Source organism: Ruegeria sp. CDSB114 (genome assembly GCF_059611025.1).
The window spans coordinates 1,299,452-1,313,745 of sequence record NZ_JBXWOT010000001.1; the positions used below are offsets into that span (position 1 = coordinate 1,299,452).

The window sequence follows — 14,294 nt, forward strand, 5'->3', positions numbered from 1 at the left end:
TTTGCCTTGGCAGGCATGTGTCCCGGGCCACCTTGCAACATCGACCGCAAAACGCGACGCTAGGTTTGGAGGATTCTGCAGATGCGCCATTTCGACGAGATTTTCGCCATAGCCGCCAGCCGTCACGGCGGGACAGATGCCCTGAGCAACAAGCTTTCCAAACCCAAAAGCCCTGCGGAACTGGCTGAAATGCCCGAAGATCGCTGGCTGTCGATTATCACGAAATGCATCTTTCAGGCCGGGTTTAACTGGAAGGTCATCGAAAACAAATGGGACGGGTTCGAAACTGCTTTTGACGGGTTCGACATTGGACGCTGCGCCTTTATGGACGACGAAAAATTCGATGCTCTGCTGCAGGACACTCGGATCGTGCGCAATGGCACTAAGATCGCCACGGTCCGCGACAATGCTGCCTTTTTGCTGGAACTGCGCCAAGAAGGTGGCGTCGGAAAGATTCTGGGAGGGTGGCCTTCGGATGACTATGTCGGTTTGCTGAACATGCTGAGCAAGCGAGGGTCGCGCCTGGGTGGCGCATCGGCGCAATATGCGATGCGATTTGCGGGGCGTGACAGTTTCATCCTGTCGCAGGATGTGACCGCACGGCTGGTGGCCGAGGGCGTGGTCGATAAGCCGCCGACATCGAAAAAGGCAATGGCCTCGGTTCAAGCGGCATTCAACACATGGATGGAACAGTCCGGGCGATCTCTGACGGAAATCAGCCGCGTCCTGGCAATGAGCCTGTAAAAAACCATTTGCACACGAGTGCTGCCAGAATAGATTTTTTGTCATGTTGCGCCTCATTTTGATGACGTCCCTTTTGGTACTCACCGCTTGCGGTCGCCCCCTGACTGATCAGGAGGCTGCTTTTACCCGCACACTTCAAGGTGATACGCTGAAACTCAACAAAGTGCGGTTGGTCGAAGGCGCACCAGTTGCGCCAATAACTTTCTATCGTAAAGATCGGTCACGCCTTGCTTGCCGCGAACGCATTTTGCCCGCCCCGCAGGAAGGTATCGTTACCGCAAAACCCGCGGCGGTGGCCTTGTTTAACAAGGTCTATTTCACGCGGGACTGGTATCTGGACGATTACATGTCCGAATTCCCGGATCGGATGAACCTGATCGCGGCGATGCTGCTGGGTCATGAACTGACCCATGTGTGGCAATGGCAAAACCGCAAGAAGACCGGCTATCATCCGCTGCGCGCCGCAGCCGAGCATGGCGGGAATAACGACCCCTATCAATTCGACCTGGAGAACTCACCAGATTTCCTTTCCTACGGGTTCGAACAGCAGGGCGCCATTGTCGAGGAATACATTTGTTGCCGGGCGCTGGATCCTTCGGCACCCCGCACCAGACGTCTGCACGAGATGCTGGGCGCACATTTCGATCTGGCTCCGCTACGTGGTGACAAGCGTCAAAGCGCAGTGGTCATCCCCTGGGCCGATGCCGAGATCGAAGGAATCTGTCGGTGACGTTCAGTTGGCCTGCAGCGTCTGCAGATAAGCCACCAGATCCACGATCGGCTGGCTGGTCAGGATCGGCTGCCCATCTGGTGTTTTCATCGCCGTATCCTGCCCTTCGAAATACGGTCCATAGACTGGCATCGGGCTGCCATGGCTGACCAGCGGGTCTCGTCCATCAATGCGCGCCACAACACGAGCGGTCGGGAATACCCCTTCGCTGCTTGCAAGCCGCGTCAGGTCAGTTGGCTGAATAACAAGGACGCCTGCCATTGGACCATAGCCCGTCGCGTCGATCCCGTGGCAGGTTGCACAATAATGCTGGTACAGCTCGGCGCCGGTATCTGCATCCTGCGCGCTGACCTGAGACGCCGTCACAAACGCCGCTATCGATAGCGCCCCCATTGCCTGTCTGATCATCACATCCTCCTGTCAGATTTGACATTTTCAGGCTTGCCCGTGCCTGGGCTTGGCGCAATGATCCAGATCAACGAGGCAATAGGAAAACTGCATGACACAATATGCTGCTATTATGCTTGTGGCTGGAATTGGGGTTCCGATCCTTGCCGCGTTGAATGCCGCATTGGGCAAATTGATCGGGTCGCCAACAACAGCGGCTGTGGTCCTGTTTGCGATAGCCTTTGCATCAAGTGCAGCGTTGATGGTGGTTTTTCCCGGCTTTGGAGCCCTTTCAAAAATTGCCGATGCCCCCAAGCACCTGCTTCTGGCCGGTGTGCTTGTCGCCTTTTACGTTCTGTCAATCACCCATGTTGCGCCACATTTTGGGGTCGGCAACGCGGTGTTCTTTGTCCTTCTTGGGCAACTCGTCAGCACTGCAGCCATCGACCACTTCGGCTTGTTTGGCGCGCAGGTCACCCCGCTGACATGGATTCGCGCAAGCGGTATCGTAGTGATGGCTGCAGGCGTTGCCATCACTCAACTGGCCTAAGCGCGCCTCCGTCCAGCCTCAGTGTTCGGTCCATCCGGGCGGCAAGCTGCATGTTATGTGTGGCGATCAGAGCCGAGAGCCCCTCGTCCCGCACCAAAGCCATCAATGCGTCAAAAACCTGATCCGAGGTTTCAGGGTCCAAATTACCTGTCGGCTCATCCGCAAGAAGAACCCGAGGTTTGTTGGCCAATGCGCGGCAGAAGGCCACGCGTTGCTGCTCACCACCAGACAGGGCGGCCGGCCGGTGATCGGCGCGCGCGGCGACACCGACATGATCCAGAAGGGACATCGCCCGTTCCTGGGCTGCCCTTTCGGACACGCCATTGGCCAGCTGCGGGAGGGTAATATTCTCCAACGCGGTGAATTCCGGCAACAGATGGTGAAACTGGTAGACAAAGCCGACATCCTGCCGCCGCAACGCAGTTCGCGTGCGATCACCTTTCCCGGTCACGTTCTGGCCTGCAATCTCAACCGATCCTGTGTCGGGTGTGTCCAACAATCCGGCAATATGCAACAGCGTCGACTTACCGGCACCAGAGGGCGCCACAAGAGCCACGGCCTCGCCCGCACGCAGGTCCAAATCGACACCGCGCAATACCTGAACCTCACCCGGCTTACCTTTGAGATAAGTCTTGGTCAGACTGGCCAATCGCATCATTACATCACTCATAGCGCAGCGCCTCGACAGGGTTCAGCCGCGCCGCGCGACGGGCGGGGAAATAGGTGACCAGGAATGACAAGCCCAGAGATAGGCCAACGGCCTTGAGCACATCCGACAGATGCAGCTCGGCAGGCAGCGCATAGATGCCGCGGATGGACGGATCCCAAACCCCTCCCCCCATCACAAAGTTCACAAAACTGAAGATTGGGTCGATATAGATCGCAAAGAGACAGCCCAGCACCACACCCAACGCAGTGCCGATGATCCCCGTAAATGCCCCGCAGATGAAGAACACGCGCAGGATCGAGCCTTCGCTCAGGCCAATCGTGCGTAGGATGCCTATGTCTCGGCCCTTGTTTTTCACCAGCATAATCAGACCCGAGACGATGTTCATCGCCGCGACCAGAACCAGGATCGACAAGATGATGAACATGACGTTGTCTTCCACTTCAAGCGCGCGGAGGAACCCGCCCGAGGCATCCTGCCATGTCCAGATCTGACTGCGCTCGCCTGCGGCTTCAAGGATCGGGATCAGGATCGGCGTCAGTTCTTCGGGGCGGTCAACCATAACTTCGATCTCATCAGCCACACCCTCGCGGTTGAAAAAACCCTGCGCCTGTTCGAAGGGCATATAGACCCGCGTCCGGTCGATGTCATAACGCCCAGCAGAAAACACATAGACCACCTGATAGGCATTCACCCGGGGAGAGGTGCCAAACGCGGTCTTCACCCCATTGGGCGAGGTCAGCTTGATGGTATCGCCCACCGTCGCCCCGATGCTGCGCGCGACGCCTGAACCTATGGCAATGACGTCCTGGCCGTTCTGAAACATCGACAGATCACCAACCGCCTGTTCGCTTTCGGCGACACCGGGCAGCTCCAGCAAATCTTCGGGCTGGATGCCAAATACTTCAACCCCGCTGCTGCGGTCGCGATTGGTGATCAGAACCTGACCTTTCACCAAAGGTGCTGCATGCTGAACGCCCGGAACCTGAGCGATCCGGTCGGCCATGTCCGTATAATCCGCAATAGTGCGATCTACCTGCCCCTGCGCAGTGAACTCACCCGATGAATACACGGTCACATGGGCGTTAGCCCCCAGAATGGTTCCGACAAATTCGGACCGGAAACCGGACCTGACGGCCAATGTGGCGATCAGCGCAAACACTGCCAGGGTAATCCCGATCAGCGAAATCCATGTCATCACGCTGACGCCACCTTCAGCACGGCGCGCACGCAGGTATCGCCAAGCGATTTTCCACTCAAAAAGCGCAAATGGCGGTGGTGTCTTGGCCATGTCTGCTCCGCTGGTTTTGTTTTGTGGCGACCCTCTCGGCAATTCGACCGGGGGTCAAGCCGGTTATCCGCCCACTTCGACTTGCCCCGTCAAAGCAGCGGTTCTGTTCAAGGCGGCCTCGGCGATGGAACGATCGCAGATACCGCGGCTTTCCAGCTCGTGAAACACCCGGTTTCGAATGTCGGCGGGCAGCTTGTAAAGCGCTCTGTTATGCAAGCCTAGGGTCAAAGTTTCCGGATCGTCCAGCCGGGAAAGCTCATCGGTCAGTTTCTGCGCCGAGAAGGATGGCCACAGCCCTATGCTGGTGTTTCCCGAGGGTTCGAACCAAGGCGCAAAACCGGCTTCGGATTTCAGACAAAATGCATTCAACAACATAAACTCAGACGGGCGCCTGCGAGAGGCAAATAGCGACTGAACCGATCCGTGGCGCGCATTTATCTCTTGCAGCAGATCCAGGATCAGCGACCGGCGCACAGGATAAGGCGTTGCGAAATTTGTTGTCTGTATACCGTCCGTTTCCGGGATCGACGCGCCCAGCGCATCAAAGCTCTGTTCCAGCCAGCGTCTGTGATAATCGCTGTTCACACCGATAAACGGAATCCGCGCCGCACCACTGTCCGAGAAAAACTCGGCCTCCTGAAAGGGGCGCAGAAACAGGTTCTTGGTGTCCAGTATTACAATGTTTTCTGTCGAGGCAGCCCGAGCAGATCCCAATTTCAAAACCTGCTGTGTCCGGTATCCGTTGTTGCCACGCCATCCACCCTTGCGCGCGCCCGGAATGCGGTATCGGTTTTCGACCAATATCCTGTCCGAGATCGACCGGCGCGCGCATTGCCCAGGAGCCAGCAAAACGTCATCGCCGCTCAGGACTTCAACTTTGGGTCGCAATGGACCGTAAGAAGCCAAAATCGGTTCCACCATCGCGCGCAGTGCCGGTTCGTCCACATCGTTCATGATCACCCGGATCGAGCCGACCTGATCAGGGTCAACAAATCGGGCGAAAGACAATGCCTGCAATTCAAGCAAGGGGAAGTCTTTGGAATAGACGACGGTTGTGAAGCTCAGCAAACCGTGGATCCTTTTGTGATTTTCGGCCCGTGTATCAGCAAATTCCTGGTGATCCAATTCCGCAAGAAATTCAACCATCGGCGAATCAGGTCGGGGTTTTTCAAAATACGGATGATTTCCACATGCGGCATTATACCCTTGGTTGTGAAGCCCTTCACAGACAGCACCGCATTGTTTCAGCTATGAAGTCAATGTGAGCATTCAGGGTGAAACTGCACTCAAAATGCAACATTTTAGGCGCAATATTATTTCGCTTTTTGATTATTTAAAGAAACTTTGTCACCCTACTTTGTGGGGGAATTCATTTCCAGAGCGGGGGTCGCTCATGAATATTCGTACTGAAACAGAACAACCGGGCGCAATTTCGGCCCGGAAACTATCTACAGAAATTGATTGCGAGACCGCAGCACTGCTGCGCGCGGCGATACGCCCGATATTTTCCGGTGCCGCAAGCTGGGGCAATCTGACGGATATCCTGAAAGATAAAGGGTACCATTTGGCGTTTCGACAGGGGCGGTTATGTATCACCGATCGCATGACTGGCGACCGTGTTTGCGGAATACGCTTTCTGGGGTTCGAATTTAAGGACCTGGTCAATCGCTTGGGCCGTCCGATCGTTGTTCCACGCGGATCCGAGGCTGATGGTGATCTGCTATCCGTCCGACCGACTGCGGCAGGCCACTAATAGCGCCGCCAAAACTGTACGGATCGGCGGGCCGTTTTCCATAGGCTATGGCGTGCCGCCAGTTTGATCCCGAACGGAGTATCTGGGCGCCGCAGCAATTCGATCATCAGATTGGCGGGCATATGTCCGCGGCGGTAGAACCGGAAGAAATCCTGTCGGGTCAGGGTCCGCGCTGCATTGAAACCTGAATAGAATTGAATCCAGACGCGGGCATAATCCTCGGCGGTTTTGACAGTGTCGCTGGTTACGCCCCTGCCCCAGAACATGGAAACAGGCTCATCCGTGCGCTCTCCCTGATATCCGGTAGCGACAAGCCTCAGCATCAGGTCATAATCCGCAGCCACCCGAAACTGCGTGTCATGCCCGCCAAGCGCCTGAAACACATCCCGCCGCAGCAACACCGAATTATGGCAGAACGGCATCCGCTGTAGGATCGCTTTGAGCGACATGCGCTTTTCCCGACTTTCCGAACCGTCGTCGTATTTGCGCAGGGTCGAGCCATACAGGAAATCCGGTCGAGATTCCGCAAGCAGGTCGGCAAGGGTGTTCAAAATGCCATCCGATGCCAGCGAGTCATCCGAGTTCAGGAACAGCAGATATTCACCCTGTGCAGCCTCGGCGCCTTTGTTCATGGCATCATACAGGCCAGTATCAGGCGCGCTGATCACTCGGGTTCGCGGTGCACCTGCCGTCAGCTGGTGCAGAAACTCCTCCGTGCCGTCGGTCGAGGCACCGTCCTGAATGATGTGTTCGGCCCGCTCACAGCTTTGACGCGCCATGCAATCGATCACTTCGCGAAAGCTGTCCTGCCGCCCTTGAGACAGCAGATTATGCGTCGCGGTGATGACCGAGATCAACGGCGCGTCGGTCTGATCAGGCGATGTGCTCATAGATCTCGGCGATTTTGGTGACGGCGGCCTCGGGGCTCAGTTCTTCGCTTTCACCGGTGCGGCGGCACGTCAGCTCAACGACGCCATTTTTCAGACCACGCGGTCCAACGGTAATGCGCCACGGCAGGCCTATCAGGTCCATGGTGGCGAATTTACCACCAGCCCGTTCCTTGCGATCGTCATAAAGCGGCTCAAGGCCAAGCGCGGTGAGCGCGGCATAGAGCTTTTCACAGGCCGCGTCGGCCTCATCATCGCCCTGTTTCAGGTTGACGATGCCGCAGTGGAACGGCGTCACACCTTCGGGCCAGATGATGCCTTTGTCGTCATGGCTGGCCTCGATGATAGCGCCGACCAGTCGGCTGACGCCGATGCCGTGGCTGCCCATATGCACCGGAACCGGCTTGCCGTCCGGACCCTGAACGGTTGCGCCCATTGCTTCGGAATACTTGGTGCCAAAGTAAAATATCTGACCAACCTCAATGCCGCGCGCCACACGGCGGCGGTCTTCGGGCACTTGATTGAACAACGCCTCGTCATGGGTCTCATCGGTGCGGGCGTATTTTGAGGTGAACTCTTCCAGAATAGACTGGCACTGCGCGTGATCGTCATAGTCGATCTGACGGTCGCCAAAGGTCAGGTCGGTGACGGCGCTGTCATAGAACACCTCGGATTCGCCGGTATCGGCCAGCACCAAGAATTCATGGGTGTTGTCACCGCCAATAGGACCGCTGTCCGCGCGCATCGGGATCGCTTGCAGCCCCATACGTTCGTAGGTGCGCAGATAAGTCACCAGATGGCGGTTATAGGCGTGTAGCGCATCCTCTTTGGTCAGGTCGAAATTATAGCCGTCCTTCATATAGAACTCGCGCCCCCGCATCACGCCAAAGCGCGGGCGGATTTCGTCGCGGAATTTCCACTGGATCTGATAGAGCGTCAGCGGCAGGTCTTTATAGCTGCTGACGTGGCCCCGAAAGATGTCGGTCACCAGTTCCTCGGCGGTGGGCGTGAACAGCATATCGCGGTCGTGCCGGTCTTTCATCCGCAGCATTTCCTGACCGTAATCGTCATATCGCCCGCTTTCGCGCCACAGGTCAGCTGATTGGATGATCGGCATCTGGATAGCGATATGGCCGGCTTTGGCCTGCTCCTGATGCACAATGTTTTCCAGCTTGCGCAGAACTTTGAACCCCAGCGGGAGCCAGGAATAGATCCCAGCAGCGGCCTGCTTGATCATGCCCGCGCGCAGCATCAGCCGGTGGCTGACGATCTGAGCCTCGGAGGGGTTTTCCTTGAGAACGGGCAGAAAGTAACGGCTGAGGCGCATGGCTTGACCTTTAGAGGTAAAATTCGACTTCAAAGGTGATTATGCCAAAGCCCCGCCGGGGGCAATCACGCATTGGGATTTTACGACCACGGGCCTGTCGGTTTTTTGATTGACCCGCCAGTCAGCTGCGTCAAATGTGGCGGCAATGTAAAGTCACCGAGGCGCCCATGCAGACCATTCAAGAACCCGCCCGTCAGATCCCCGTTGTCCATTCCACGGACGTTCTGGTTGTTGGCTCCGGGCCTGCAGGTCTGGCCGCAGCGCTGGCGGCCGCACGAGCCGGAGCCGAAGTGTCGCTGGTCGACCGCTTCGGCTGCATGGGCGGCAATATCACTGCTGTCGGCGTTGAAGGCTTTGCCTGGTATCGCCACGAACAAACGGTCGAGGCTGGCGGCATCGGCATGGAGTTCGAAACCCGCGCCAAAGAAATGGGTGCGGCGGTGCCAGAAAGTCAGTCGCTGAGTTATGAGCTGGACAGCGAAGGGTTCAAATTGGTCGCCGACAAACTGATTGAAGAGGCCCGTGTGCATCCGATGCTGCACCGGCAATTCGTGGCTCCGATCATGGACGGCGACCGGATCACCGGCATCATTACCGAATCCAAAGCCGGGCGCGAGGCGATACTGGCGAAGGTTGTCATTGACGCTACCGGGGACGCAGATGTCGCCCATCGCGCCGGTGCGCCCACGCACAAGACCGCACGCGAAGACATGATGGCGGCCTCGGTCATGTTCCATCTGGCGGGCGTCGACAAGCGCGCCTTTATCGAAGGCGTAAAGGCCGACCCCCAGACCTATAAGGATTGGGGCGGTGGTGGCGAATGGAACATTGAGACCAGCGGTAAAGAGGACGACATGTACTCGCCCTTTGTGCACAAACCGTTCCAGCAGGCGATTGATCAGGGGCTGATCCCGGCACATCTGAACACCATCGCGGGCACTTGGGGTGCGATGCATGACACCGGTGAGCTGACCTATATGAACCTGATTCATCTGGCCGGGATCGATGGCACCGATCCCGACAGCATGACCCGCGGTGAGATCGAAGGGCGGCGTCAGTCAATGCTCGCCATCGAGGCGCTGCGCCGGTTCATGCCCGGGTGTGAGAACGCCCGGCTGCGGAATTTCGGGATGACCATCGGCATTCGCGACACCCGCAAGATCGACGCGGTGTACAACATGACCGAGGATGATGCCCGCCTTCAGGGCCGGTTCGAAGACACCATCGGCATCTATCCCGAATTCATCGACGGCTATGGCATTTTGATCCTGCCCACGACTGGTCGGTACATGCATATCCCCTATCGGTCGATGCTGCCCAAAGGGATCAGAGGCTTGCTGGTCGCGGGCCGGTCACATGGGGCGGACCGGGTTGCCCATGCGGCGACGCGCAACATGGCTTGCTGTGCGGTCATGGGTCAGGGCGCGGGGATTGCTGCGGCGCTTTCACTCAAAAGCAACCAAGACCTCGATAAATTGAACCTTGCCCCGGTGCATAAAGAACTGGCAGGGCAAGGCGTGAGGATACGCTGATGGACCACATCCCAACAATCGACATTGCTCCGCTGGGTGACTCCAGTCACCCCGATTTCAACGCAACCGTTCAGGCAGTCATGGATGCCTGCACCCGGATTGGGTTCCTGTCGATTACCGGCACCGGCGATTCGCGGGACACCGTCAACAACATGCGCACTTGCGTCCGGGCGATTTTCGACATCGACGATGATGCGAAATGGGACCAGGCGATCACACGCGAGAATTATCGCGGTTTTATCCCGATGGGGTTTTTCACCCCGAATGACGGGTCGGGCAAAGCGGATAAATACGAAGGCTACAAGCTGCATTATCAGGTGGACCTGGATGCGCCCATCCGCCGAGATTGTGCCCTCTATGGCCCAAATATCTGGCCCCGCCATGTTCCACGGGCACAGGCAGTGATTCTGGATTACTGGTCAAAGCTGGATGGTGTCGCGCATATGCTGCTGGGCGCGCTGGAGATGGGTTTGAAGCTACCTGCGAACCAGCTGCGAGACGCATTTCATGATCCTATGACCAATATGTCCCTGCTGCACTATCCCCCTCAGGCCCCGGACGATACCGGCTATGGCATCCACCCGCATAAGGACACAGATGCGCTGACCATCATCGCCCCTGACCCGGTCGGCGGGCTTGAAGTTCAGACCCGCGATGGCGGCTGGATCACACCCGACTGCCCGCCGGATGGATTTGTCGTCAATATCGGCGACATGCTAGAGCTTTGGTCGGGTGGCAGGTTGAAATCCACCCCTCACAGGGTGGTCAACCGATCGGGTCAAGAACGCTATTCCTTCCCGTATTTCGCGGTGCCGCGGCATGATGTGGTTGTCGAACCGCTTTTGACGCCTCTGCCCGGCTTTGACCGTCCATCCGTTCATTGCGGCCATTGGTCTGCCGAAATCTGGCGCACCAACTGGCCCGACGAAACAGCCCATGACGCCACCCCTGAACTGGGCACGTTAAGCGATTAGCCCCGCGCGATTCTGGCGGGTCATGAAGCGCTTGCATCGTGGGGCCGCATACGCCAAGAACATTTGCACGTGCCGAAACAAGGGGACAGCCATGGCTTTGCCGGTAAGAGATCAACTCAGGTACTGGGGCATCGCCGCAGTGGTTATTGTACTGCTGTTGTGGGCACTTGGCGATGTATTGCTGCCCTTTGTAATCGGTGGCGCGATTGCCTATTTCCTTGATCCTGTTGCGGATAGGCTTGAAAAGCTGGGCCTGTCCCGCATGGCCGCTACGGGGGTAATCACGGTTGTCGGCGTTTTGGGTTTCGTACTGCTTATCCTGATGGTCGTTCCGGCGCTGATCACCCAGTTGATCGACCTGGTCGAGGTTATGCCCAGCCTTCTCAAGCAGCTAAGAGGGTTTATCGAACAGCAATTCCCGTCGCTTTTGGACCGCGAATCCAACACGCACCAATTTCTGGTGTCCTTGGGTGAGACGCTTCAGTCCAAAACTGGTGATGTCCTGCAATCTGTCGCTGCGTCGCTTGGATCAGCCATCAACGTGGTGGTTCTGCTGGTGATTGTCCCAGTGGTCACCGTCTACATGCTGTTGGACTGGGACCGCATGATTGCTCGTATCGCAGAGCTTTTGCCTCGCGACCACGCCCCCACCATCAAGCGGCTGGCTGGCGAGATTGACAGCGTTCTGGCCTCATTTGTACGTGGAATGGGCACGGTCTGCCTGATCCTGGGCACCTATTACGCCGTCGCGCTGATGGCCGTCGGACTGCAGTTCGGGCTGGTCGTTGGATTTATCGCCGGCTTAGTCACGTTTATCCCTTATCTGGGCGCCCTGATCGGGGGCTCACTGGCCATTGGTTTGGCACTGTTCCAGTTCTGGGGAGACTGGACGCAAATTGGGCTGGTCGCAGCGGTCTTTGCATTGGGTCAGGTGGCCGAGGGCAATTTTCTGACGCCAAAGCTCGTCGGCAGCTCGGTCGGGTTGCACCCGGTCTGGCTGTTGCTGGCATTGTCGGTCTTTGGCGCCCTGTTCGGATTTGTCGGGATGCTGATCGCGGTGCCGGTCGCTGCAGCACTTGGCGTTCTGGCGCGCTTTGCCACGTCGATCTATTTGGATAGCCGTCTGTATACTGGCCTTGTGGGTTTGGACCAGGAAGACGATTGAATGGCCCTACAGCTGAGCTTTGATCTACCGGCCAAGACTGCGCTGGGGCGCGAGGATTTTTTCGTCTCGCCCGCAAATGCGCTGGCCGTGGCCATGATCTCGGCCACCTCATGGCCGGGGAATAAACTGGTGCTCAGCGGTCCTGCAGGCGCGGGCAAGACACATCTGGCCCATGTGTGGGCGGCAGAGACCGGTGGTCGCATTGTGCAAGCCTCGCAGATTAAGCACGACGAGGTTCCTGACCTCGCCCAAACACCGATCGCGGTGGAAGATGTCCCCATGATTGCTGGCGATATGGACCAGCAGAAAACCCTATTCCATTTGCACAATCTTGTGTTGGCAGAAGGCCACGCCCTGCTGATGACCGGGCGCCTGGCGCCAAATTTCTGGCAGTTGCCCTTGCCTGACCTGCAAAGCAGGATCGAAGGCGCACATCACGTTGCGCTGGACCCGCCCGATGACGCGCTACTGGGCGCCGTGCTGGCCAAACTGTTCGTAGACCGACAGCTGAACCCCGGACCCGAGGTCATCGCTTACCTCGTCAAACATATGGATCGCCGTTTCGAAACCGCCGCCAGCACTGTGGCGCTGCTGGATCAACTGGCGCTGTCTGAGAAACGAGACATCACGCGGGCTCTGGCCGTACGGGTACTGAGTGCGGAACTGGAAGATGCCGAAACCAGCGATTGACCCGTCCCCGGTGATTTCGCATCTTAAGCCTGGAATATCTGGACGAGATATGGATCAAGCCGTAGATACCAACATTCCCGACTGGGGACCTTTCGGAAAGCCGTTGTTTGACAACCCCGAGGCCCGCGCCCTGTCGCGCGTCGGCGTTGTTGATGTAGGGTCAAACTCGGTCAGGATGGTGATCTTTGATGGTGCGGCGCGATCGCCTGCCTATTTCTACAATGAAAAAGTCATGTGCGAGCTTGGCGCGGGCCTATCCGAGACCGGCCGCCTGAACCCGCTTGGCAGGATACGTGCCCTGGCTGCGTTGAAGCGTTTTTCCCGACTGTCAGACGATCTGGGTCTGCCGGGGCTGCACGTCGTGGCCACCGCCGCCGTGCGAGAGGCCAAGGATGGCCCGGATTTCTGCGCCGAAGTTCACGCGCTAACCGGGTTGACGGTCTCGGTCATCGACGGCGGGGAAGAGGCACGCCTGTCCGCTCAGGGCGTTTTACTGGGCTGGCCCGGTGCATATGGTCTGATCTGTGATATCGGCGGGTCCTCGATGGAGCTGGCCGAGATCGGTGGCGGCGACGTTGGTCGTCGCCTGTCATCGGCCCTGGGTCCGCTGAAGCTGCGGGATATCAAGGGCGGTCGTCGCGCGCGCAAGGCGCAAATCAAGGAGACGATGGAAAACCTGCGCGACCAGATGGGCCCTCAGCGCGATCGTCTGTTTCTGGTGGGCGGAAGCTGGCGGGCCTTTGCAAGGCTCGACATGCTGCGCCGGGGATATCCCCTGAACGTGCTGCATGAATATCGGATGACGACAAAGCAGGTGCATCAGACCATCAAATTCATCGAAAAGGGTGACCCGGAAAAACTGCGCAGTCTGGCAGGCGTCTCGGGTTCTCGGATGGCGCTGATCCCTTATGCTATGGATGTGCTTGCGCGACTGGTGCGAACGTTCAAACCCAAGGATATTGCCGTTTCCAGCTATGGCATCCGCGAAGGCCTGCTTTACGAACAGATGCCACAAATCCTGCGCGATCGTGACCCTCTGATCGAAGCCAGCTATTTTTCCGAAGCCAAAGATGCCCGCCTGCCCGGGTTTGGCAAACATCTGTTCGAATTCGTCATGCCTCTGTTCAAATCCGCGCCGCCCGCGCGGGTCAGGCTGATCAAGGCTGCGTGTCTTTTGCACGATGTCAGTTGGCGCGCCCATCCGGATTACCGGGCTGAAACCTGCTTTGATTACGTAACTCGCGCCAACTTGGGCGGTTTAAAGCATTCCGAACGGGTCTATATCGGGCTGGCCCTGCAGCACAGGTATCGCAACAAGCGTGAGGGCAACCGGTTTACCCCTCTCTATGACTTGTTGGGCGAAAAAGATCAGGAACAGGCCGAGATTCTGGGCAAAGCCATGCGCTTTGGTGCAATGCTGTGGATGCAGAACGAAGCCACGATGGGCACGCTTCGGCTGTACCCTAAAAAACGTCAGCTAGAGCTGATTTTGCCCGAAGCCGCAGCCCCTCTCTTTAGCGAAGTAGCTGAAGCACGACTGAACTCATTGGCAAGCACGCTGAAATCCGAACCCCGCTTGATCATCAAAGGCTGACCC

At 57.7% G+C, this 14,294-nt stretch carries 15 protein-coding genes; 9 read left to right on the plus strand and 6 right to left on the minus strand.

Translation table 11 applies throughout. The features are described from left to right. Positions 1-81 precede the first annotated feature (81 nt). Both AC2FIP_RS06435 and AC2FIP_RS06440 read left to right on the plus strand, forming a co-directional pair. Positions 82-744 (plus strand): DNA-3-methyladenine glycosylase I, encoded by a 663-nt coding sequence (locus AC2FIP_RS06435; protein WP_142636846.1) that lies wholly within the window; start codon positions 82-84, stop codon positions 742-744. Between the two features lie 43 nt (positions 745-787). Next, positions 788-1,474: a hypothetical protein gene (locus tag AC2FIP_RS06440; RefSeq protein ID WP_496785604.1), complete on the plus strand. Its 687-nt coding sequence runs from the start codon at positions 788-790 to the stop codon at positions 1,472-1,474. A gap of 3 nt (positions 1,475-1,477) precedes the next feature. Here AC2FIP_RS06440 and AC2FIP_RS06445 read toward each other — a convergent pair whose 3' ends face one another. Next, complete coding sequence (locus tag AC2FIP_RS06445) at positions 1,478-1,882, minus strand: c-type cytochrome (RefSeq protein ID WP_496690926.1); 405 nt, start codon at positions 1,880-1,882, stop codon at positions 1,478-1,480. Positions 1,883-1,973: 91 nt separating this feature from the next. Between AC2FIP_RS06445 and AC2FIP_RS06450 the strand changes: the two genes are divergently transcribed. Beyond that, positions 1,974-2,411: a DMT family transporter gene (locus AC2FIP_RS06450; protein WP_496785605.1), complete on the plus strand. Its 438-nt coding sequence runs from the start codon at positions 1,974-1,976 to the stop codon at positions 2,409-2,411. Here AC2FIP_RS06450 and AC2FIP_RS06455 read toward each other — a convergent pair. The 3 genes from AC2FIP_RS06455 to AC2FIP_RS06465 all read right to left on the minus strand — a co-directional run bounded on the left by AC2FIP_RS06455 (position 2,395) and on the right by AC2FIP_RS06465 (position 5,515). Continuing rightward, a complete protein-coding gene (locus AC2FIP_RS06455; RefSeq protein ID WP_496785606.1) occupies positions 2,395-3,081 on the minus strand; it encodes an ABC transporter ATP-binding protein in 687 nt (228 codons plus the stop codon). The genes AC2FIP_RS06450 and AC2FIP_RS06455 overlap by 17 nt on opposite strands. Continuing rightward, a complete protein-coding gene (locus AC2FIP_RS06460; RefSeq protein ID WP_496785608.1) occupies positions 3,074-4,369 on the minus strand; it encodes a lipoprotein-releasing ABC transporter permease subunit in 1,296 nt (431 codons plus the stop codon). The genes AC2FIP_RS06455 and AC2FIP_RS06460 overlap by 8 nt, the downstream gene beginning before the upstream one ends. 63 nt (positions 4,370-4,432) lie before the next feature. Then, entirely contained in the window at positions 4,433-5,515 is a 1,083-nt protein-coding gene (locus tag AC2FIP_RS06465; protein WP_496785609.1) for a DUF6492 family protein, read from the minus strand. A 247-nt stretch (positions 5,516-5,762) separates the two neighbouring features. On the opposite strand from AC2FIP_RS06465, the gene AC2FIP_RS06470 reads away from it, so the two are divergent. Beyond that, entirely contained in the window at positions 5,763-6,122 is a 360-nt protein-coding gene (locus AC2FIP_RS06470; protein ID WP_281972745.1) for a hypothetical protein, read from the plus strand. Here AC2FIP_RS06470 and AC2FIP_RS06475 read toward each other — a convergent pair. Together AC2FIP_RS06475 and proS are read right to left on the minus strand one after the other, a co-directional pair. After that, positions 6,119-7,012: a glycosyltransferase family 2 protein gene (locus AC2FIP_RS06475; protein WP_496785611.1), complete on the minus strand. Its 894-nt coding sequence runs from the start codon at positions 7,010-7,012 to the stop codon at positions 6,119-6,121. The genes AC2FIP_RS06470 and AC2FIP_RS06475 overlap by 4 nt on opposite strands. Continuing rightward, entirely contained in the window at positions 6,996-8,336 is a 1,341-nt protein-coding gene (gene proS, locus AC2FIP_RS06480; RefSeq protein ID WP_496785613.1) for a proline--tRNA ligase, read from the minus strand. Before proS ends, AC2FIP_RS06475 begins: the two co-directional genes overlap by 17 nt. Before the next feature lie 167 nt (positions 8,337-8,503). Here proS and AC2FIP_RS06485 point away from each other — a divergent pair, with 167 nt between their 5' ends. From AC2FIP_RS06485 to AC2FIP_RS06505, 5 genes are all read left to right on the plus strand, one after another. Further along, positions 8,504-9,868: an FAD-dependent oxidoreductase gene (locus tag AC2FIP_RS06485; protein ID WP_496785615.1), complete on the plus strand. Its 1,365-nt coding sequence runs from the start codon at positions 8,504-8,506 to the stop codon at positions 9,866-9,868. Continuing rightward, positions 9,868-10,842 carry an isopenicillin N synthase family dioxygenase gene (locus tag AC2FIP_RS06490; RefSeq protein WP_496785616.1) on the plus strand — a complete coding sequence of 325 codons (975 nt, stop codon included), beginning with the start codon at positions 9,868-9,870 and terminating at the stop codon, positions 10,840-10,842. Before AC2FIP_RS06485 ends, AC2FIP_RS06490 begins: the two co-directional genes overlap by 1 nt. Positions 10,843-10,933: 91 nt before the next feature. Next, positions 10,934-12,007 carry an AI-2E family transporter gene (locus AC2FIP_RS06495; protein ID WP_142636822.1) on the plus strand — a complete coding sequence of 358 codons (1,074 nt, stop codon included), beginning with the start codon at positions 10,934-10,936 and terminating at the stop codon, positions 12,005-12,007. After that, positions 12,008-12,697: a P-loop NTPase family protein gene (locus AC2FIP_RS06500; protein WP_142636820.1), complete on the plus strand. Its 690-nt coding sequence runs from the start codon at positions 12,008-12,010 to the stop codon at positions 12,695-12,697. A gap of 49 nt (positions 12,698-12,746) precedes the next feature. After that, positions 12,747-14,291, plus strand: a complete 1,545-nt coding sequence (locus AC2FIP_RS06505) for a Ppx/GppA family phosphatase (protein ID WP_271949467.1) — start codon at positions 12,747-12,749, stop codon at positions 14,289-14,291. The last annotated feature ends 3 nt before the right edge of the window (positions 14,292-14,294 follow it).

Coding starts and splice junctions, on each gene's coding strand:
- AC2FIP_RS06450 (WP_496785605.1), top strand. CDS start 1,974: ATGACACAATATGCTGCTATTATGCTTGTGGCTGGAATTGGGGTTCCG.
- AC2FIP_RS06470 (WP_281972745.1), top strand. CDS start 5,763: ATGAATATTCGTACTGAAACAGAACAACCGGGCGCAATTTCGGCCCGG.
- AC2FIP_RS06495 (WP_142636822.1), top strand. CDS start 10,934: ATGGCTTTGCCGGTAAGAGATCAACTCAGGTACTGGGGCATCGCCGCA.
- AC2FIP_RS06435 (WP_142636846.1), top strand. CDS start 82: ATGCGCCATTTCGACGAGATTTTCGCCATAGCCGCCAGCCGTCACGGC.
- AC2FIP_RS06465 (WP_496785609.1), bottom strand. CDS start 5,515: ATGGTTGAATTTCTTGCGGAATTGGATCACCAGGAATTTGCTGATACA.
- AC2FIP_RS06505 (WP_271949467.1), top strand. CDS start 12,747: ATGGATCAAGCCGTAGATACCAACATTCCCGACTGGGGACCTTTCGGA.
- AC2FIP_RS06490 (WP_496785616.1), top strand. CDS start 9,868: ATGGACCACATCCCAACAATCGACATTGCTCCGCTGGGTGACTCCAGT.
- AC2FIP_RS06500 (WP_142636820.1), top strand. CDS start 12,008: ATGGCCCTACAGCTGAGCTTTGATCTACCGGCCAAGACTGCGCTGGGG.
- proS (WP_496785613.1), bottom strand. CDS start 8,336: ATGCGCCTCAGCCGTTACTTTCTGCCCGTTCTCAAGGAAAACCCCTCC.
- AC2FIP_RS06460 (WP_496785608.1), bottom strand. CDS start 4,369: ATGGCCAAGACACCACCGCCATTTGCGCTTTTTGAGTGGAAAATCGCT.
- AC2FIP_RS06475 (WP_496785611.1), bottom strand. CDS start 7,012: ATGAGCACATCGCCTGATCAGACCGACGCGCCGTTGATCTCGGTCATC.
- AC2FIP_RS06485 (WP_496785615.1), top strand. CDS start 8,504: ATGCAGACCATTCAAGAACCCGCCCGTCAGATCCCCGTTGTCCATTCC.
- AC2FIP_RS06440 (WP_496785604.1), top strand. CDS start 788: ATGTTGCGCCTCATTTTGATGACGTCCCTTTTGGTACTCACCGCTTGC.
- AC2FIP_RS06445 (WP_496690926.1), bottom strand. CDS start 1,882: ATGATCAGACAGGCAATGGGGGCGCTATCGATAGCGGCGTTTGTGACG.
- AC2FIP_RS06455 (WP_496785606.1), bottom strand. CDS start 3,081: ATGAGTGATGTAATGATGCGATTGGCCAGTCTGACCAAGACTTATCTC.